Genomic DNA, 18,265 nt, shown 5'->3' with positions numbered 1-18,265 from the left:
CTCCTTTTCGTCACTCTCCGTCGTAGCAGCCGACTTCACCGGCCCCGGACTTCTTCATGAAGTTCGGGGCCGGTTCCGTTTTGTCCATGGTCAAATGCTCGGTGCTGCGCTAAAAGCGCTCTATGCAATCATCAACGCGCATCAGATCGGCGGTAGTTGCAGCGCTGCTGGGACTCTTCGCCGTACTCACCGGACCGGGTGCGGCCCGGGCCGCCGGCCCGGCGGAGCCCGCCGGCACGACGGTCGGCGATCTCACCGGCTTCGCGGCCGACGGGGCCGTGTACCGCCTGACGGCGGGGGCGGCGAAGGCCCGGGTCAGCTTCGTCTCCGAGGAGACCTTCCGTATCGAACTCGCCCCCGACGGAACCTTCGAGGACCCGGCCGGCGACGCCATCGTGCTCCCGCAGGGCACCCCGCCGCGCACCCGCTGGAAGGAGCGCGGCGACCGCTACGAGCTGTCCACCCGGAGCGTCACCCTCCGTGTCTACAAGTCGCCTTTGCGGTTCGCCCTGTACCGGGCCGACGGCAGCCAGGTGTGGTCCGAGGCGAAGGGGCTGAGCTGGGACGCCGAGCAGACCACGCAGACCCTGGCGCGCGGCGCCGACGAGCAGTTCTACGGCGCCGGCATGCAGAACGGCCGGGGCAACACCTCGCACCGGGGCAAGACCGTCGAGGTGGGCGTCGACTACAACTGGAACGACGGCGGCCACCCCAACTCGGTGCCGTTCTACCTCTCATCGGCCGGCTACGGCGTCTTCCGCAACACCTTCGCGCCCGGCACCTACGCCTTCGACGACCCGGTGACCACCAGCGAGAAGGAGCGGCGCTTCGACGCCTACTACTTCGCGGGCGACAGCGCCAAGGACGTCATCGGCCAGTACACGCAGCTCACCGGCAAGCCGTTCCTGCCGCCGGTCTACGGCCTGGAGATCGGCGACGCCGACTGCTACCTGCACAACGCCAACCGGGGCGAGCGCCACACCCTGGACGCCCTGAAGGTCTCCGACGGTTACGTGGAGAACGACATGCCCAACGGCTGGATGCTCGTCAACGACGGCTACGGCTGCGGCTACGAGGACCTCGCCGAGACCGCGAAGGGCCTCCAGGACCGGGGCACCCAGCTCGGCCTGTGGACCGAGGACGGCATCGACAAGCTCGGCGACCAGGTCAAGGCCGGGCAGCGCGTCGCGAAGCTGGACGTCGCCTGGGTCGGCTCGGGCTACAAGTTCGCCCTCGACGGCTGCAAGGACGCCTACCAGGGCATCGAGGCCAACAGCGACGCCCGCGGCTTCACGTACGCCCCCGAGAGCTGGGCCGGCGCGCAGCGCTGCGGGGTCCAGTGGTCCGGCGACCAGTACGGCACCTGGGACTACATCCGCTGGCAGATCCCGACCTACGCGGGCGCCACGATGTCCGGCCTCGCCTACACCACGGGCGACGTCGACGGCATCTTCGGCGGCAGCGCCAAGACCTACACCCGTGACCTCCAGTGGAAGATGTTCCTGGGGACCACGATGACCATGGACGGCTGGGCGGCGAGCGACAAGCAGCCCTTCCGCTACGGCGAGCCGTACACCTCCGTCAACCGCGACTACCTCAAGCTCAAGGAGTCGCTGCTGCCCTACCAGTACTCCTACGCCCACGAGGCGACCAAGACCGGCGTCGGCATGGTCCGCCCGCTGGTCCTGGAGTATCCGGACGATCCGAAGGCCGCGACCGACGCCGCGAAGTACGAGTTCATGTCGGGCGAGGACTTCCTCGTCGCCCCGGTCTACGAGGACAGCACCGAGCGCGACGGCATCTACCTGCCGAAGGGCACCTGGACCGACTACTGGACCGGGCGCACCTACCAGGGCCCCGTCACCCTCGACGACTACAGCGCCCCGCTGGACACCCTCCCGCTGTTCGTGAAGGCGGGGGCCAGTGTGCCCATGTGGCCGGGCATCCGCTCGTACACCGACCGCACCGCCGGCTCCCCGCTCGCCTGGGACATCTACCCGCAGGGCCGTTCCTCGTTCACGCTGTACGAGGACGACGGCGTGACCCGCGAGCACCGCGACGGCGCGTACGCCACGCAGACCGCCGACGTCCGCGCACCGGCCCGGGGGTCGGGCGACGTGACCGTGGACATCGGCGCGAGCGAGGGTGCGTACAAGGGCAAGCAGAGCAGCCGCCCGTACGAGTTCACCGTGCACACCGGCTCCGAGCCCAGCGCGGTCCAGCTCAGGGGCAAGCTGCCCCGGCTCCCCTCGGCCGCCGCGTACGCGAAGGCGAAGCAGGGCTGGTTCTACGACCGGGACGACCGGGGTGGCGTGGTGAAGATCAAGACCGCACCGCTGCCCACGGACCGGAAGTTCTCCGTGAAGCTCCAGCACGCCAGCGCGGTCGGTGGCCGCGACGCAGCCGCCACGGCCACCGTCACCGCCCCGCGCGGCCAGGAGGCCGGCGCCGGCGCCCCGAGCACCGTGGGCGTGGACGTCACCGCAGGCAAGGCCGATGTGACGGACGCGTCCGTCACCCTCGACGTCCCCGAGGGCTGGCAGGCCACCCCCGCCGCGCCCGTCGAGCGGATACCGGCGGGCACCACCCGCCGCGTCGAGGTCCGGGTCACCCCGGCGAAGGACGCGAAGGCCGGCGAGGCGCGGCTGACCGCCCTCGCGCGCTACCGGTCGGCGGGCGAGTCCCGCACCGCCGGCGAACGCCTCGCGGTCTCCGTCATGCCGGCGCCGCCCAGCGGTGAGACCTGGGCGAGCGACCTGGAGTGGCTGAACGCGGCCAACGGCTACGGCCCCGCCGAACGCGACCGCAGCAACGGCGAGTCGGGCGCGGCCGACGGACACCCGCTCACGCTGGCCGGGAAGACGTACGAGAAGGGGATCGGCACCCACGCCGACTCCGGCATCGAGGTCTACCTCGGCGGACAGTGCTCCCGGTTCACGGCGGACGCCGGCATCGACGACGAGATCAACGGGTACGGCGAGGTCGCGTTCTCCGTGGAGGCGGACGGCAAGGTGCTGTGGACCTCGCCGAAGGTGACCGGAGCTTCGGCGACCGTACCGGTGGACGTGGCGCTCGACGGGGCACGGCATGTGCGCCTGAAGGTCACGGACACGAACGGGTCCAAGACCGGCGACCACGGCGACTGGGCCGCGGCGCGCTTCGTCTGTTCCTGAACGACCGGCTGTTCTGCATGGCCGTCACACAGCGCGGGAGCCGGGCGGGTTCGCACCCGCCCGGCTCCGTGCCGCGCTCAGTCCTGCGACGACGGAGAGTCGTCGGGGCCGTCGTCGTCCGGCGCGCCGTCACCCGGACGGTCGTTGTCGGCGCCGCCGTCGTCGTCACGGCCGTCGGCCCCGCCGGACGGCGGCCGTACGGGCCCCGGCCGGTCCGGGTCGGACTCCGGCCGGACCGGTCTGGGCGGTCGCGTCCGGCCGCTCGACGTGTCCCGGAGGTACGTCGCGTCGCCGCTCTCCGTGGCGTGCCCGCCGGGCGGCTGGCCCGGGCCCGGGTCGCGGCGCCGCAGATAGCGCTCGAACTCGCGGGCGATCGCCTCGCCGCTCGCCTCGGGCAGCTCGGCGGTGTCCCGCGCCTCCTCCAGCGTCTGCACGTACTCGGCCACTTCGCTGTCCTCGGCGGCCAGTTGGTCGACGCCGACCTGCCAGGCGCGCGCGTCCTCCGGCAGCTCGCCGAGCGGGATGCGCAGCCCGAGCAGGTCCTCAAGACGGTTCAGCAGGGCCAGCGTCGCCTTGGGGTTGGGCGGCTGCGACACATAGTGCGGCACCGCCGCCCACAGGCTCACCGCCGGCACCCCGGCGTGCGTGCACGCCTCCTGGAGGATGCCGACGATGCCGGTCGGGCCCTCGTACCTGGTCTCCTCCAGGTCCATGGTGCGGGCCAGGTCCGGGTCGGACGTCACCCCGCTGACCGGGACCGGGCGGGTGTGGGGGGTGTCGCCGAGCAGCGCGCCGAGCACCACCACCATCTCGACGCCCAGTTCGTGCGCGAACCCCAGGAGTTCGTTGCAGAACGAGCGCCAGCGCATGGACGGCTCGATGCCCCGGACCAGGACGAGGTCGCGGGGCTTGTCCCCGCCGACGCGGACCACGGAGAGCCGGGTCGTCGGCCAGGTGATCTTGCGTACCCCGTTGTCCAGCCACACCGTCGGGCGGTTGACCTGGAAGTCGTAGTAGTCCTCGGCGTCCAGCGCCGCGAACACCTCGCCCTTCCACTCCCGGTCCAGATGCGCGACCGCTGTGGAGGCGGCGTCACCCGCGTCGTTCCACCCCTCGAACGCGGCCACCATGACCGGGTCGATCAGCTCGGGAACGCCCTCGAGCTCGATCACCCCAGCCTCCTTCCGAAGTTCCCTTGCGTACGGGACAACCTTACGGCCTGCGGCCTCCCGGACCGCAGCCCCCGTGCACGACCGGGTGGCGGTGCGGTAAGGCAACCGCGCGCCGATACATCCGAGCTGTCGGCGGAAATTCGCACCTCTCTCTGGACTTGTGGCCTCAGAGGCGGCTATACATCGGATGACCGGAACAGAGGTCCGATGTTATTTCCCCTGGGGGCGCGCATGAGTCAGACCGTCACGGATTTCGAGGTCCACGACATCCGTTTTCCGACCTCGGAACAACTGGACGGCTCGGACGCCATGAACCCCGATCCCGACTACTCGGCCGCCTACGTCGTTCTGCGGACCGACGCCGCCGGCCCGGACGGCGAGCCGGTCGAGGGCCATGGCTTCTGCTTCACCATCGGCCGCGGCAACGAGGTCATGGCCGCCGCGATCGAGGCACTGCGCCCCTATCTGACCGGACGCCCCGTGCCCCGGACGGCCGCCGACCTCGGCGCCCTGTACCGGGACCTCACGCACGACTCGCAACTCCGGTGGCTCGGGCCGGAGAAGGGCGTGATGCACATGGCGGCCGGCGCGGTGGTCAACGCCGCCTGGGACCTGGCGGCCAAGCTGGCGGGCAGACCCGTCTGGGAGTTCCTGGCCGGGATGACCCCGCAGGAGCTGGTCTCCCTCGTGGACTTCCGCTACCTCACCGACGCCCTCACCCCCGACGAGGCGCTGTCCCTCCTGCGCGCCGCCGAACCGGGCCGCGCCGAACGCGCCACCCGGCTGCGCGCCGAGGGCTACCCCGCGTACACCACCTCGCCCGGCTGGCTCGGCTACTCCGACGACAAGCTGGTCCGGCTCGCCAAGCAGGCCGTGGCCGACGGTTTCACCCAGATCAAGCTCAAGGTCGGCGGCCGGGTCGAGGACGACGTCCGCCGCATGGCGCTCGCCCGAGAGGCCGTCGGACCCGGCGTCCGGATCGCCGTCGACGCCAACCAGCGCTGGGACGTCGCCGACGCCGTCGCGTGGATGACCGCCCTCGCTCCGTACGACCCGCACTGGATCGAGGAGCCCACCAGCCCCGACGACGTACTCGGCCACGCGGCCGTCCGCGCCGGACAGCCGGTCAAGGTCGCCACCGGGGAACACGTTGCCAACCGGGTCGTGTTCAAGCAGCTCCTCCAGGCCGGGGCCGTCGACTTCGTCCAGATCGACGCCGCACGGGTCGCCGGCGTCAACGAGAACCTGGCGATCCTGCTGCTCGCCGCCAAGTACGGCGTCCCGGTCTGCCCGCACGCGGGCGGCGTCGGGCTCTGCGAACTCGTCCAGCACCTCTCGATGTTCGACTACGTGGCCGTCTCCGGCACCCGCGAGGACCGGGTCATCGAGTACGTCGACCACCTCCACGAGCACTTCACCGACCCCACCGTCATCGTGAACGGCCGCTACACCGCCCCGGCGTCCCCCGGCTTCTCGGCCAGGATGCGCCCCGAGTCCATCGCCGCACACCGCTACCCGCAGGGCCCCGTCTGGCAGGCCCGGCGCCACGACAAGGAGGAGAGCCGATGACCGGCACACGCGACTTCGAGGGGATGAACGCCCTGGTGACCGGCGGCGCCTCGGGCATCGGGGCCGCCGTCACCGCCCTGCTGCTGGAGCGCGGCGCACAGGTCGCCGTCCTCGACCGGGACACCTCCGGCGCACCCCGGGGCGCCCTCGCCGTCGAGGCCGACGTCACCGACGACGCCGCCGTGCGCGCCGGGGTGGACCGGGCCGCCGCCGAGCTGGGCTCCCTGCACACCCTCGTCTCCAACGCGGGCATCGGCGCCATCGGCACCGTCGAGGACAACGACGACACCGAGTGGGCCCGGGTCCTCGACATCAACGTCCTCGGCATGGTCCGGGCCGCCCGGCACGCCCTGCCGCACCTGCGTCGCGCCGCCGCCGAGCGCCCCGGAGCGGTGTCCATCACCCACACCTGCTCCATCGCCGCGACCGCCGGGCTGCCCCAGCGCGCCCTGTACAGCGCGAGCAAGGGCGCCGTCCTCGCGCTCACCCTCGCCATGGCCGCCGACCACGTCCGCGAGGGCGTCCGCGTCAACTGCGTCAACCCGGGCACCGCCGACACCCCGTGGATCGGCCGCCTGCTCGACCAGGCGGAGGACCCGGCCGCCGAACGGGCCGCCCTCGACGCCCGGCAGCCGCTGGGCCGGCTGGTCTCCGCCGACGAGGTGGCCGCCGCGGTCGTCTACCTCGCGAGCCCCGCCGCGGCCTCCGTGACGGGCACCGCCCTGGCCGTCGACGGCGGGATGCAGGGCCTGCGCCTGCGCCCCGCCGGCAGCTGAACCCGCACCGCCCCCACGCCAACCGGGCTCCGAGCCGCGACCCACAAAGGAACGGGACACCAATGAGAGTGCGCACGACGAGTGCGGCCGCCTGTGCCGTACTGCTGGCCGTCACCGCCCTCGCGGGCTGCAACCGCGAATCGTCGGACAGCGGTGCGGGCGGCGGCAAGGTCGGCATCGACCTGCCGCGCAGCGACAGCGACTTCTGGAACTCCTACCAGAACTACATCAAGAAGAGCGTCAAGGCCGGCGACGTCTCCGCGCTCCCGCTGACCAACTCGCAGAACGACATCGGCAAACTCGTCGCCAACGTCCAGACCTTCACCGACCAGGGCGCCAAGGCCGTCGTGATGGCCCCGCAGGACACCGGCGCGATAGCCGAATCGCTCAACACGCTCAACGAGAAGAAGATCCCCGTCGTCAGCGTCGACACCCGTCCGGACAAGGGCGACATCTACATGGTGGTGCGCGCCGACAACAAGGCGTACGGCACCAACGCCTGCACGTACCTCGGCGAGCAGCTGAAGGGCAAGGGCAAGGTGGTCGAGTTCCAGGGCGACCTGTCCTCCATCAACGGCCGCGACCGCTCGGAGGCGTTCAAGGCGTGCATGGACAAGGACTTCCCCGGCATCGAGGTGTTCGAGCTGGCCACCGACTGGAAGGGCGACGTCGCCTCCGCCAAGCTCCAGTCCACGCTGGCCGCCCACCCCGACATCAACGGCATCTACATGCAGGCCGGCGGTGTCTTCCTCCAGCCCACCCTGGCGCTCCTGGAACAGAAGAAGCTGCTGAAGCCCGCCGGTACGGACGGCCACATCACCATCATCTCCAACGACGGCATCCCCGAGGAGTTCGACGCCATCCGGGCCGGGAAGATCGACGCCACCATCTCCCAGCCCGCCGACCTGTACGCGAAGTACGCCCTGTACTACGCGAAGGCGGCCCTCGACGGCAAGACCTTCGAGGAGGGCCCCACGGACCACGACTCCACCATCATCAAGATCCCCAACGGCTACGAGGACCAGCTCCCCGCGCCCCTGGTGACCAAGGAGAACGTGGACGACCCGAAGCTGTGGGCCAACCAGCTGGAGAAGAAGAGCTAGCCATGGACCAGGCACCACCACCCGCCGTACAGGCGGAAGGCGTCGTCAAGCGCTTCGGGCCGACCGTGGCGCTCGACGGGGTGAAGCTGACCGTGCGGCCCGGCGAGTCCCACGCGCTCGTCGGCCGCAACGGCGCCGGCAAATCGACCCTGGTCGGCGTCCTCACCGGCCTCCACAAGGCGGACGCGGGCACCGTCACCTTCGGCGGCGAACCCGCGCCCGCCTTCGGGGACACCTCGGCCTGGCAGTCCAGGGTCGCCTGCGTCTACCAGAAGTCCATGGTCGTCCCCGACCTCACCGTCGCCGAGAACCTCTTCCTCAACCGGTTCGACGAGAACGCCCGCTGGATCAGCTGGGGCAAGCTGCGCAAGCGGGCCGAGCGGCTGCTCGCCGCGTACGGCGTCGAGGTCGACCCGAGCACCCGGGCGCGCGATCTCGCGGTCGAGCAGCGGCAGTTCGTGGAGATCGCCCGCGCGCTGTCCTTCGGCGCCCGGCTCATCGTCCTGGACGAGCCGACCGCCCAGCTCGACGCCCGGGGCATCGCGCGGCTCTTCGACAAGCTCCGCGAACTCCAGAGCCGGGGGGTGGCGTTCCTCTTCATCTCGCACCACCTCCAGGAGGTGTACGAGCTGTGCACCGCGGTAACCGTCTACCGCGACGCCCGCCACGTCCTGACCGCCCCCGTCGCCGAGGTCGCCAAGGAGGACCTGGTCGCCGCGATGACCGGCGAGCAGGCGGCCGGCGCCACCGCCTGGCACGCGGCCGGGGGCGCCGCGCCCGACCCGTCCGCCGAACCCGTCCTGAGCACCGAACGGCTCACCCTCGCCGGCCGGTTCGAGCCCCTGGACCTCCAGGTGCGCCCCGGCGAGGTGCTGGGCCTGGCCGGGGCGGCGGCGAGCGGGAACACCGCCGTGGGCGAGGTGCTGGCCGGGATGCGCAAGGCGGGCGGCGGCACGGTCCGGGTGCGGGGCAGGGCCGTACGGGCGGGCAGCGTGCCGGACGCGCTGGCCGCCGGCATCGGCTACATCCCCGAGGACCGGCACGACCAGGGCCTCGTCCTGGAGCGCAGCGTCGCGGAGAACGCCACGCTGACGGTCGCCGACCAGCTCGGCCCCTGGGGGACCGTCCTGCCCTCCCGTACCCGGCAGTTCGCCCGGTCCATGATCGACTCGCTCGACATCAAGACCCAGGGCCCCGAACAGCCCGTCTCCGGGCTCTCCGGCGGCAACCAGCAGAAGGTCGTCGTCGCCCGCGCGCTGGCCCGCGACCCCAGTGTGCTCGTGGCGGTCCGGCCCACGGCGGGCGTGGACGTCAAGTCCAAGGACTCGCTCCTCGGAGTCGTACGCCGGGTCGCCGACGCGGGCAACGCGGCCGTCGTCGTCTCGGACGAACTGGACGACCTGCGGGTCTGCGACCGGGTCCTCGCCCTGTTCCACGGGCGGGTCGTCGCAACGTTCGACAGCGGGTGGACCGACGGGGAACTCGTCGCCGCCATGGAAGGTGTGGGGGAGAGGGAATGACCGGCACGGTACGGCCGTCCACGGCCGACGACTTCGACACGGCGCTCAAGGCGGGCCCCGGCGGTGACACCGCGCTCAGCAGACTCAAGCTGATCCGGTGGAGCGACTTCTCGCTGGTACCGGTGATCCTGGTGCTGATGCTGATCGGCTTCATCGTCTCGCCGGTCTTCCTCACCTCCGACAACCTGATCAGCGTCGTCCAGCAGTCCTCCGAGCTGAGCCTGCTCGTCCTCGGCCAGGCGCTGATCCTCATCTGCGGCCGGATGGACCTCTCGCTGGAGTCCACGATCGGCATCGCGCCGGTCGTCGCGATGTGGCTGGTGCTGCCCCCGGACGGCGGCCGCTTCGCCGGCCTCGGGATGTTCCCCGCCTGGTCCGCGGTCCCGCTCTGCCTGCTGGTCGGCCTCGCGGTCGGCGCCGTCAACGGCTTCCTGATCCTGAAGCTCCGGGTCAACGGCTTCATCGCCACGCTCGGCATGCTCACGATGCTGCGCGGCCTCCACATCGGCATCACCGAGGGCAAGTCCATCACCGACGTGCCGGAGTCCTTTCGCTACCTCGGCAAGAGCGAGTGGTTCGGAGTCCCGGCCGCCGTCTGGATCTGCCTGGTCCTCTTCGCGGCCGGCGGTGCCGCCCTCGCCTGGCTGCGCCACGGACGCGCGCTGTACGCGATCGGCGGCAACCCGGAAGCGGCCCGCGCGGCCGGCATCCGCGTCGACCGGGTCACCTGGGTCGTCCTCGCGATCGGCGGCCTGCTCGCGGCCTTCGCCGGCATCCTCTACACCGGCCACTACGGGGCGGTCGCCGCCACCCAGGGCGACGGCTGGATCTTCCAGGTGTTCGCCGCCGCGGTGATCGGCGGCATCAGCCTCAAGGGCGGCCGGGGCACGCTGTTCGGCGCCCTCACCGGCGTACTGACGCTCCAGCTGGTCGTCAACGTCATGACCCTGGGCGGCGTCCCGGCCCTCTGGAACCAGTTCCTGAACGGCGCGATCATCATCGTGGCCCTGGTCATCTCCCGCTTCGCGAGCGGCGAGAAGCAGGACTGAAGCTCTTCTCCCTCAAGCGCCGGACGGGCTCTCTCAGCCCGTCCGGCGCTTGTTTTCAAGCCCCTCCGGCGATTGAGGAGCGGGGTCCGGGGCGGAGCCCCGCAACCTACAGCGTCGACCGCAACCACTGCTCCACGCTCGCCACATGCACCGTGGCCCACGCCCGCGCGGCCTCCGCATCGCGATCCCGCAGCGCCGCCAGAATCGCCCGGTGCTCGTGCAGCGTCCGGCTCACCGCGTCCTCCTGGGTCAGCCCCCGCCACACCCGCGCCCGCGTCGTCGGCCCCGAGAGCCCGTCCAGTAGCGAGCAGAGCACCGAGTTGCCGGACGACTGGACGATGCCCCGGTGGAAGTCCAGGTCGCAGGCGACCAGCTCCTCCACCGAAGGATGCTCGCCCAGTGCGTCGAGCTGCGCGCCGAGCGCGTCCAGCTGGTCCTCCGCGATCCGGCTCGCCGCCATCGCCGTCGCGGCGGGCTCCAGGATCCGGCGCACCGCCAGGAACTCCAGGACGGTGTCGTCCCGGTGGAAGTCCACGACGAAGCTCAGCGCTTCGAGAAGCAGCTGCGGGTCGAGGCTCGTCACATACGTACCGTCGCCCTGGCGGACGTCGAGAATGCGGATCAGCGACAGGGCGCGCACCGCCTCCCGCAGCGAGTTGCGGGAAAGCCCCAGCTCAGAGGCGAGTTCGCTCTCCTTGGGGAGACGATCGCCGGGCCGTAGCGCACCCGAGACGATCATTCCCTTGATCTTCTCGATGGCCTCGTCGGTGACAGCCATGGGCGACCTCCAGACATCCGATGTATCGCCCCATTATGCGGCCACGACGAGGGCCGGTACGACCGTCGGACCGACACACGGTCCGCCCGGCCGCCCGGCCCGTCCCGCTCAGCCGCGCCGCTCGCCGAGCAGCTTCTCCACACCGGCCCGGACCTCGTCCGTCGCCAGGCCCCGGATCGTGAGCGTCGTCCGCCGCCGCAGCACGTCGTCCGCGGTCTCGGCCCACTCGTGGTCCCGGGCGTAGGCGACCTGCGCCCAGACCTCCGGGGCGTCCGGGTGGATCCGCTCGGCCAGCGCCGGGTTCTCGTTGGCCATCCGGGCGATGTCGAAGGCGAGCGAACCGTAGTGCGTGGCCAGATGGCGCGCGGTGTCGGCGGCCATCCGGGGACCGGGCGTCCCGCCGTCCACCAGCAGCCGGTGCGCCACCGCGTTCGGACTGGCGATCCCGGGCAGCGGCAGCTTCCTCGGCAGCCGGGCCATCGGCTCCATGTCCTCCGCCAGCGGGTGCCCGGGCAGCGCGGCCAGCTTGTTCATCACCGTACGGCCGATGTGGCGGAAGGTCGTCCACTTGCCGCCGGCCACCGAGAGCATCCCGCCCCGGCCCTCCGTCACGACCGTCTCGCGCTTGGCCTTCGAGGTGTCGCCGGGCCCGCCGGGCAGCACCCGCAGTCCGGCGAAGGAGTACGTGATCAGGTCCCGGGACAGCTGCTGGTCCCGTACCGAGAACGCGGCCTCGTCCAGGATCTGCGCGGTGTCCTTCTCGGTCACCGCGACATCCGCCGGGTCGCCCTCGTACGCCTCGTCCGTCGTGCCGAGCAGCAGCATGTCCTCCCAGGGCAGGGCGAACGTGATGCGGTACTTGTCGATCGGCGTGGCCAGCGCGGCCTTCCACGGCCGGGTCCGCTTCAGCACCAGGTGGGCGCCCTTGGACAGGCGTATGGAGGGCGCCGCGTTCGGGTCCTCCATCTTCCGCAGGTGGTCCACCCACGGCCCGGTCGCGTTCAGCACCAGCCGGGCGGTCACCCCGAACTCCGTACCGTCCATGGAGTCGCGCAGCTCCGCGCCCGTCACCCGGCCCCGGGTGAACCGCAGCCCGGTCACCGCCGCGTGGTTCAGCACCACCGCGCCCGCGTCGACGGCCGCGCGGACCGTCATCAGCGCCATCCGCGCGTCGTTCATCTGGTCGTCGCCGTACACCGCGACGGCCCGGAGGTTGTCCGTACGCAGCTCCGGCACATCGCGAGCCGCCCGCGCCGGGCTGATCACATGGCCGACACCGTCCCCGAAGGCGGACAGCGCCGAGTACGCGAACACGCCCGCGCCGAGCTTCGCCGCTCCGTGCGGCCCGCCCTTGTAGACCGGCAGGTAGAAGGTGAGCGGGTTGGCCAGGTGCGGGGCGACCTGGCGGGAGACCGCACGGCGCTCGAAGTGGTTCTCCGCGACCAGCTTCACCGCGCCGGTCTGGAGGTAGCGCAGACCGCCGTGCAGCAGCTTGGAGGAGGCGGAGGAGGTGGCGCCGGCGAAGTCACCGGCGTCCACCAGGGCCACCCGCAGTCCGGACTGCGCGGCGTGCCAGGCGGTGGAGATGCCCAGGATGCCGCCGCCGATCACCAGGAGGTCGTACGTCGCCTTGGAGAGCTGCTCCCGGGTCTCGGCACGGCTCGGGAGGGAGCCGGAGGCCGGATGCGTCCCGAGTGCGGGGACGCTCTGCAGGGTGGTCATGTTGTCTACTCCTCGTCGTCCAGCCAGCCCATGGTGCGTTCCACGGCCTTGAGCCAGCTCTTGTACTCGCGGGCGCGGGTGTCCGCGTCCATGCGGGGGGTCCACTCGGCGGCGCGGCGCCAGTTGGCGCGCAGCGCCTCGGTGTCCGGCCAGAAGCCGACGGCCAGGCCGGCGGCGTAGGCGGCGCCGAGGCAGGTGGTCTCGGCGACCATCGGCCGCACCACGGGCGCGTCCAGGAAGTCGGCGAGCGTCTGCATCAGCAGGTTGTTGGAGGTCATGCCGCCGTCCACCTTGAGGGCGGTCAGCTCGACGCCGGAGTCCTTGGTCATGGCGTCGCTGATCTCACGGGTCTGCCAGGCGGTGGCCTCAAGGACGGCGCGGGCGATGTGCGCCTTGGTGACGTAACGGGTGAGACCGGCGATGACACCGCGGGCGTCCGGACGCCAGTACGGGGCGAACAGACCGGAGAACGCGGGCACGAAGTACGCGCCGCCGTTGTCCTCCACCGAGGAGGCCAGGGTCTCGATCTCGGCGGCGGACTGGATCAGCCCCATCTGGTCGCGCATCCACTGGACCAGCGAGCCGGTGACGGCGATCGACCCCTCCAGGGCGTACACCGCCTTCTGGTCGCCGATCCGGTAGCCGACCGTCGTCAGCAGCCCGTTGTAGGAGTTGACGGGCGTCTCACCGGTGTTCATCAGCATGAAGGTGCCGGTGCCGTACGTGGACTTGGCCTCGCCCTCGGAGAAGCAGGTCTGGCCGAACAGCGCCGCCTGCTGGTCGCCCAGCGCGGAGGCCACCGGCACCCCGTCGAGCACGCCGCCCTTGGTGGTGCCGTAGACCTCGGCGGAGGACCGGATCTCGGGCAGTACGGCCGTCGGCACGCCGATGGAGGAGCAGATCTTCTCGTCCCACTGCATGGTGTGCAGGTTCATCAGGAGGGTGCGCGAGGCGTTGGTGACGTCGGTGACGTGGACGCCGCCGTCGGTGCCGCCGGTCAGGTTCCAGATGACCCAGGAGTCCATCGTGCCGAAGAGGATGTCGCCGCGCTCGGCCCGCTCGCGCAGCCCCTCGACGTTGTCGAGCAGCCAGCGCACCTTCGGCCCGGCGAAGTACGAGGCGAGCGGCAGCCCGGTCTCGCGGCGGAACCGGTCCTGGCCGACGTTGCGGCCGAGTTCCCTGCAGAGCGCGTCGGTACGGGTGTCCTGCCAGACGAGGGCGTTGTGGACGGGCTCACCGGTGTGCTTGTCCCACAGCAGGGTGGTCTCGCGCTGGTTGGTGATGCCGATCGCCTTGACGTCGGCGGCGGTGATGCCCGCCTTGGAGATCGCCCCGGCGACGACTTCCTGGACGTTCGCCCAGATCTCGGCCGCGTCATGTTCGACCCAGCCCGGCTTGGGGAAGATCTGCTCGTGCTCCTTCTGGTCGACGGAGACGATCCGCCCGTCCTTGTCGAAGACGATGCAGCGGCTGGAGGTCGTGCCTTGGTCGATGGCCGCGATGAACGGGCCGGTGCCGTGGCTGCCGGTGGTGTGTGCGTCGGTCACGGTGTGCTCCCGGAGGTCTGTGCGGTGTGGTGTGAGGGCCGGTCAGGCGAAGGCGAGGTTGTAGAGGCCGCCCGCGAGTGCGCCGCCGATCAGCGGGCCGACGACGGGGACCCATGCGTAGCCCCAGTCGGAGCCGCCCTTGTTCGGCAGCGGAAGCAGCGCGTGCACGATACGCGGACCGAGGTCGCGGACCGGGTTGATCGCGTAGCCCGTAGGCCCGCCGAGCGACAGGCCGATGCCGACGACGACCAGGGAGGTGATCAGCGCGCCCAGCGTGCCGAGCCCGTCGCCGTCGCCGTTGAGGCCCTGGGTGAGGATGGCGAGCACCAGCACCAGCGTGGCGATGACCTCGGTGAGGACGTTCTGCACGGCGTTGCGGATCTCGGGGCCCGTCGAGAAGACACCGAGGACCGGACCCGCCTCGGGGGCCGCGGCCTGGTCGACCATGCCCTCCTCACCCGAATGGGCGCGCAGGATCTCCGGATCGGTGAGGTGCGCCCGGAACTGCCCGTAGTAGGTCAGCCAGACCAGCACCGCGCCGATCATGGCGCCGAGAAGTTCGGAGGCGAGGTAGAGCGGTACGTCGCTCCACTTCGTTCCGCCCTCGATGGCGAGGCCGATGGTGACGGCCGGGTTGAGATGCGCCCCCGACACGCCGCCGGCGAGATACGCGCCGGTCAGCACCGCGAAGCCCCACCCGAAGGTGATGGCGACCCAGCCGGCGTTCTGCGCCTTCGAGTGCTTGAGCGTGACGGCGGCACAGACACCGCCGCCGAGCAGGATGAGTACGGCGGTACCGATGGTCTCGCCGATGAAGATGTCGGAGCTGGACACCCGCGACTCCTTTGTCCTTCGTCCAGGAAGCCGAACCCCGGGTCCCACCGGTGGTCCGCGCCCTCGTGTGAGGGCTTGGCCGGCCCTTGGCACGGTCACACCCTAACGCGAATATCCGTTAGGTGTTCGACAATGCCGACCGGTGAACGGCAGTGTTTCTCCCGGCGAAGGCAGCGTCAAGAGGGATGTGACGTACGAATCGATCGTTACGACGGAAGCCGATCGATCGTGACGGGGGAAGCCGGCCGGGAGGACGCCCTAGAAGCGCCTGGCGCCCAGGTCCCGCGAGACCGCGCGGGCGCAGTCGCGCACCGCGGCCACCAGCTCCGGGCGCAGCTCGCCGTCCTTGCAGACCCGCTCCACCGCACCCGTGACGGCTATCGCCCCCACCGGCATCCGGCGCCGGTCGTGGATCGGGGCGGCCACCGCGGCGACGCCCTCCCAGGTCTCCTCCACGTCGGACCCCCAGCCCCGGGCCCGTACCCCGTCGAGCACGGCCTCGAACTCGTCCGGGCCGGTGACCGTCCGGGGCGTGAACGGCTGCCGCTCGGTCTCCATGGCCTCGGTGTGCGCCACCGGGTCGTAGGCGGCCAGCACCTTGCCCAGGGCCGTGGAGTGCAGCGGCTGCATGGCGCCCACCTCCAGCACCTGGCGGCTGTCGTCGGGCCGGAAGACGTGGTGGACGATGAGCACGCCCTGCTGGTGCAGTACGCCGAGATGGACGCTCTCGCCGCTGGACCGGGCCAGGTCGTCCGTCCAGACCAGGGCGCGGGCCCGCAGCTCGTGGACGTCGAGATAGCTGTTGCCCAGGCGCAGCAGTTCCGCGCCCAGCTGGTAGCGCCCGGAGGCGCCGTCCTGCTCCACGAAGCCCTCGTGCTGGAGGGTGCGCAGGATGCCGTGCGCGGTGCCCTTGGCCAGGCCCAGTGAGGAGGCGATGTCGGACAGCCCGAGCCGCCGCTCGCCGCCTGCCAGCAGGCGCAGCATCGCGGCCGCCCGCTCCAGCGACTGGATGTTCTTGGCCATCGCGCCGTACTCCTCCACTCGTTCGACAATGCTGAACACTATCGGCCGATGCCGACCCGCGCTCGGCCGCGGGGGAAGTCCGCAGCACCCCACGACACCGGAACCCCCGTCATCAGGATGCCGTCCGGCTCGTGGGACAGAGTGACGGCCCAGGTCGCGGCCCGGCTACCCTGGCCGGGTGCGCCTTCCGCCGAAGACGCAAAGCCGACAGCCGTCGCATCCCAGGGAGTACATCCATGGCCTCGTCGCCGACCCCTTCCGCCGACAGCCGGAACCGAGCCGCAGCCCTCCGCGAGGCGCTCGCCACCCGCGTGGTGGTGGCCGACGGTGCCATGGGCACCATGCTCCAGGCCCAGGACCCCACGCTCGCGGACTTCGAGAACCTCGAGGGCTGCAACGAGATCCTCAACATCACGCGGCCGGACATCGTGCGCTCCGTGCACGAGGCGTACTTCGCCGTCGGCGTCGACTGCGTCGAGACCAACACCTTCGGCGCCAACACGGCGGCCCTCGGCGAGTACGACATCCCCGAGCGCGTCCAGGAGCTCTCCGAGGCCGGCGCGCGCATCGCCCGCGAGGTCGCCGACGAGTACACCGCTTCCTCCGGCGAGCAGCGCTGGGTGCTCGGCTCCATGGGCCCCGGCACCAAGCTGCCGACCCTCGGCCACATCCCGTACGCCACCATCCGCGACGGCTTCCAGGCGAACGCCGAGGGCCTGATCGCCGGCGGCGCCGACGCGCTGATCGTGGAGACGACGCAGGACCTCCTCCAGACCAAGGCCGCCGTCCTCGGCGCCCGCCGCGCCCTCGACGCCCTCGGCAGCGACCTCCCGCTGCTGTGCTCCCTGGCCTTCGAGACGACCGGCACCATGCTCCTGGGCTCCGAGATCGGCGCGGCCCTCACCGCCCTGGAACCCCTCGGCATCGACATGATCGGGCTGAACTGCTCGACCGGTCCGGCCGAGATGAGCGAGCACCTGCGCTACCTCACCCGGCACTCCCGCATCCCGCTGCTCTGCATGCCCAACGCCGGACTGCCGGTCCTCACCAAGGACGGCGCCCACTTCCCGCTCGACGCCGAGGGGCTGGCCGACGCGCAGGAGACGTTCGTCCAGGAGTACGGCCTCTCGCTGGTCGGTGGCTGCTGCGGTACGACCCCGGAGCACCTGCGCCAGGTGGTCGAGCGGGTACGGGGCACGGTCCCGGCCGCCCGCGACCCGCGCCCCGAGCCCGGCGCCGCCTCCCTCTACCAGTCCATCCCCTTCCGCCAGGACACGGCGTACCTGGCGATCGGTGAGCGTACGAACGCCAACGGGTCCAAGAAGTTCCGCGAGGCCATGCTCGAAGGCCGCTGGGACGACTGCGTGGAGATGGCCCGCGACCAGATCCGCGAGGGCGCGCACATGCTCGACCTGTGCGTGGACTACGTGGGCCGCGACGGCGTCGCCGACATGGACGAGCTGGCCGGCCGGTTCGCCACCGCCTCCACCCTGCCGATCGTCCTGGACTCCACGGAGCTGCCCGTGCTCCGGGCCGGTCTGGAGAAGCTGGGCGGCCGCGCGGTCCTCAACTCCGTCAACTACGAGGACGGCGACGGGCCCGAGTCCCGCTTCGCCAAGGTCACCCAGCTGGCCGCGGAGCACGGCGCCGCGCTGATCGCGCTGACCATCGACGAGGAGGGCCAGGCCCGCACCGTCGAGCACAAGGTCGCCGTCGCGGAACGGCTGATCGCCGACCTGACCGGCACCTGGGGCATCCAGGAGTCGGACATCCTCATCGACACCCTGACCTTCACCATCTGCACCGGTCAGGAGGAGTCCCGCAAGGACGGGATCGCCACCATCGAGGCCATCCGGGAGCTGAAGAAGCGCCACCCGGACGTGCAGACCACCCTCGGCCTGTCGAACATCTCCTTCGGCCTGAACCCGGCCGCCCGCGTGGTGCTCAACTCGGTCTTCCTGGACGAGTGCGTGAAGGCGGGCCTGGATTCGGCGATCGT

Annotated in this window: 13 protein-coding genes; 7 read left to right on the top strand and 6 right to left on the bottom strand. The window is 71.3% G+C overall.

The window, feature by feature from the left end:
* Positions 1–122 precede the first annotated feature (122 nt).
* The gene (locus ABZ565_RS24055) at positions 123–3,173 is read left to right on the top strand and encodes an NPCBM/NEW2 domain-containing protein (protein ID WP_361030463.1); all 3,051 of its coding nucleotides are present in this window, start codon (positions 123–125) and stop codon (positions 3,171–3,173) included.
* 77 nt (positions 3,174–3,250) lie between these two features.
* Here the strand turns inward: ABZ565_RS24055 and ABZ565_RS24050 are convergent, their stop codons facing one another.
* Entirely contained in the window at positions 3,251–4,345 is a 1,095-nt protein-coding gene (locus ABZ565_RS24050) for a PAC2 family protein (protein ID WP_361030460.1), read from the bottom strand.
* A gap of 231 nt (positions 4,346–4,576) precedes the next feature.
* Here ABZ565_RS24050 and ABZ565_RS24045 point away from each other — a divergent pair, with 231 nt between their 5' ends.
* The 5 genes from ABZ565_RS24045 to ABZ565_RS24025 all read left to right on the top strand — a co-directional run bounded on the left by ABZ565_RS24045 (position 4,577) and on the right by ABZ565_RS24025 (position 10,362).
* Positions 4,577–5,914 carry an L-fuconate dehydratase gene (locus ABZ565_RS24045; RefSeq protein WP_361030457.1) on the top strand — a complete coding sequence of 446 codons (1,338 nt, stop codon included), beginning with the start codon at positions 4,577–4,579 and terminating at the stop codon, positions 5,912–5,914.
* Positions 5,911–6,690 carry an SDR family oxidoreductase gene (locus tag ABZ565_RS24040; protein ID WP_361030454.1) on the top strand — a complete coding sequence of 260 codons (780 nt, stop codon included), beginning with the start codon at positions 5,911–5,913 and terminating at the stop codon, positions 6,688–6,690. Before ABZ565_RS24045 ends, ABZ565_RS24040 begins: the two co-directional genes overlap by 4 nt.
* Positions 6,691–6,752: 62 nt before the next feature.
* Positions 6,753–7,793, top strand: coding sequence for a sugar ABC transporter substrate-binding protein (locus ABZ565_RS24035; protein ID WP_361030451.1), 1,041 nt, complete (start codon positions 6,753–6,755; stop codon positions 7,791–7,793).
* Positions 7,794–7,795: 2 nt separating this feature from the next.
* Positions 7,796–9,313: a sugar ABC transporter ATP-binding protein gene (locus tag ABZ565_RS24030; RefSeq protein WP_361030448.1), complete on the top strand. Its 1,518-nt coding sequence runs from the start codon at positions 7,796–7,798 to the stop codon at positions 9,311–9,313.
* Complete coding sequence (locus ABZ565_RS24025) at positions 9,310–10,362, top strand: ABC transporter permease (protein ID WP_361030445.1); 1,053 nt, start codon at positions 9,310–9,312, stop codon at positions 10,360–10,362. The genes ABZ565_RS24030 and ABZ565_RS24025 overlap by 4 nt, the downstream gene beginning before the upstream one ends.
* 106 nt (positions 10,363–10,468) lie before the next feature.
* Here the strand turns inward: ABZ565_RS24025 and ABZ565_RS24020 are convergent, their stop codons facing one another.
* The 5 genes from ABZ565_RS24020 to ABZ565_RS24000 all read right to left on the bottom strand — a co-directional run bounded on the left by ABZ565_RS24020 (position 10,469) and on the right by ABZ565_RS24000 (position 16,266).
* The gene (locus ABZ565_RS24020; protein ID WP_361030442.1) at positions 10,469–11,140 is read right to left on the bottom strand and encodes a FadR/GntR family transcriptional regulator; all 672 of its coding nucleotides are present in this window, start codon (positions 11,138–11,140) and stop codon (positions 10,469–10,471) included.
* A gap of 108 nt (positions 11,141–11,248) precedes the next feature.
* Complete coding sequence (locus ABZ565_RS24015) at positions 11,249–12,862, bottom strand: glycerol-3-phosphate dehydrogenase/oxidase (protein WP_361030439.1); 1,614 nt, start codon at positions 12,860–12,862, stop codon at positions 11,249–11,251.
* A 5-nt stretch (positions 12,863–12,867) separates the two neighbouring features.
* Positions 12,868–14,409 carry a glycerol kinase GlpK gene (gene glpK / locus ABZ565_RS24010; RefSeq protein WP_361030436.1) on the bottom strand — a complete coding sequence of 514 codons (1,542 nt, stop codon included), beginning with the start codon at positions 14,407–14,409 and terminating at the stop codon, positions 12,868–12,870.
* 42 nt (positions 14,410–14,451) lie between these two features.
* Complete coding sequence (locus ABZ565_RS24005; protein ID WP_361030433.1) at positions 14,452–15,243, bottom strand: MIP/aquaporin family protein; 792 nt, start codon at positions 15,241–15,243, stop codon at positions 14,452–14,454.
* Between the two features lie 258 nt (positions 15,244–15,501).
* Positions 15,502–16,266, bottom strand: a complete 765-nt coding sequence (locus ABZ565_RS24000; protein ID WP_361030430.1) for an IclR family transcriptional regulator — start codon at positions 16,264–16,266, stop codon at positions 15,502–15,504.
* Between the two features lie 236 nt (positions 16,267–16,502).
* Here ABZ565_RS24000 and ABZ565_RS23995 point away from each other — a divergent pair.
* The coding region (locus tag ABZ565_RS23995; protein ID WP_361030427.1) for a homocysteine S-methyltransferase family protein at positions 16,503–18,265 on the top strand (1,763 nt) is incomplete at its 3' end.

The sequence above is a fragment of the Streptomyces sp. NPDC016469 genome, from assembly GCF_040632905.1.
Classification (GTDB): Bacteria; Actinomycetota; Actinomycetes; order Streptomycetales; family Streptomycetaceae; genus Streptomyces.
This window is presented reverse-complemented; position numbering and strand designations above follow the sequence as displayed.

Excerpts from the sequence above, each read along its gene's own strand:
- ABZ565_RS24055 (WP_361030463.1), top strand. The coding sequence starts at position 123 with ATGCAATCATCAACGCGCATCAGATCGGCGGTAGTTGCAGCGCTGCTG.
- ABZ565_RS24040 (WP_361030454.1), top strand. The coding sequence starts at position 5,911 with ATGACCGGCACACGCGACTTCGAGGGGATGAACGCCCTGGTGACCGGC.
- ABZ565_RS24000 (WP_361030430.1), bottom strand. The coding sequence starts at position 16,266 with ATGGCCAAGAACATCCAGTCGCTGGAGCGGGCGGCCGCGATGCTGCGC.
- ABZ565_RS24020 (WP_361030442.1), bottom strand. The coding sequence starts at position 11,140 with ATGGCTGTCACCGACGAGGCCATCGAGAAGATCAAGGGAATGATCGTC.
- ABZ565_RS24015 (WP_361030439.1), bottom strand. The coding sequence starts at position 12,862 with ATGACCACCCTGCAGAGCGTCCCCGCACTCGGGACGCATCCGGCCTCC.
- ABZ565_RS24030 (WP_361030448.1), top strand. The coding sequence starts at position 7,796 with ATGGACCAGGCACCACCACCCGCCGTACAGGCGGAAGGCGTCGTCAAG.
- ABZ565_RS24035 (WP_361030451.1), top strand. The coding sequence starts at position 6,753 with ATGAGAGTGCGCACGACGAGTGCGGCCGCCTGTGCCGTACTGCTGGCC.
- ABZ565_RS24025 (WP_361030445.1), top strand. The coding sequence starts at position 9,310 with ATGACCGGCACGGTACGGCCGTCCACGGCCGACGACTTCGACACGGCG.
- ABZ565_RS24045 (WP_361030457.1), top strand. The coding sequence starts at position 4,577 with ATGAGTCAGACCGTCACGGATTTCGAGGTCCACGACATCCGTTTTCCG.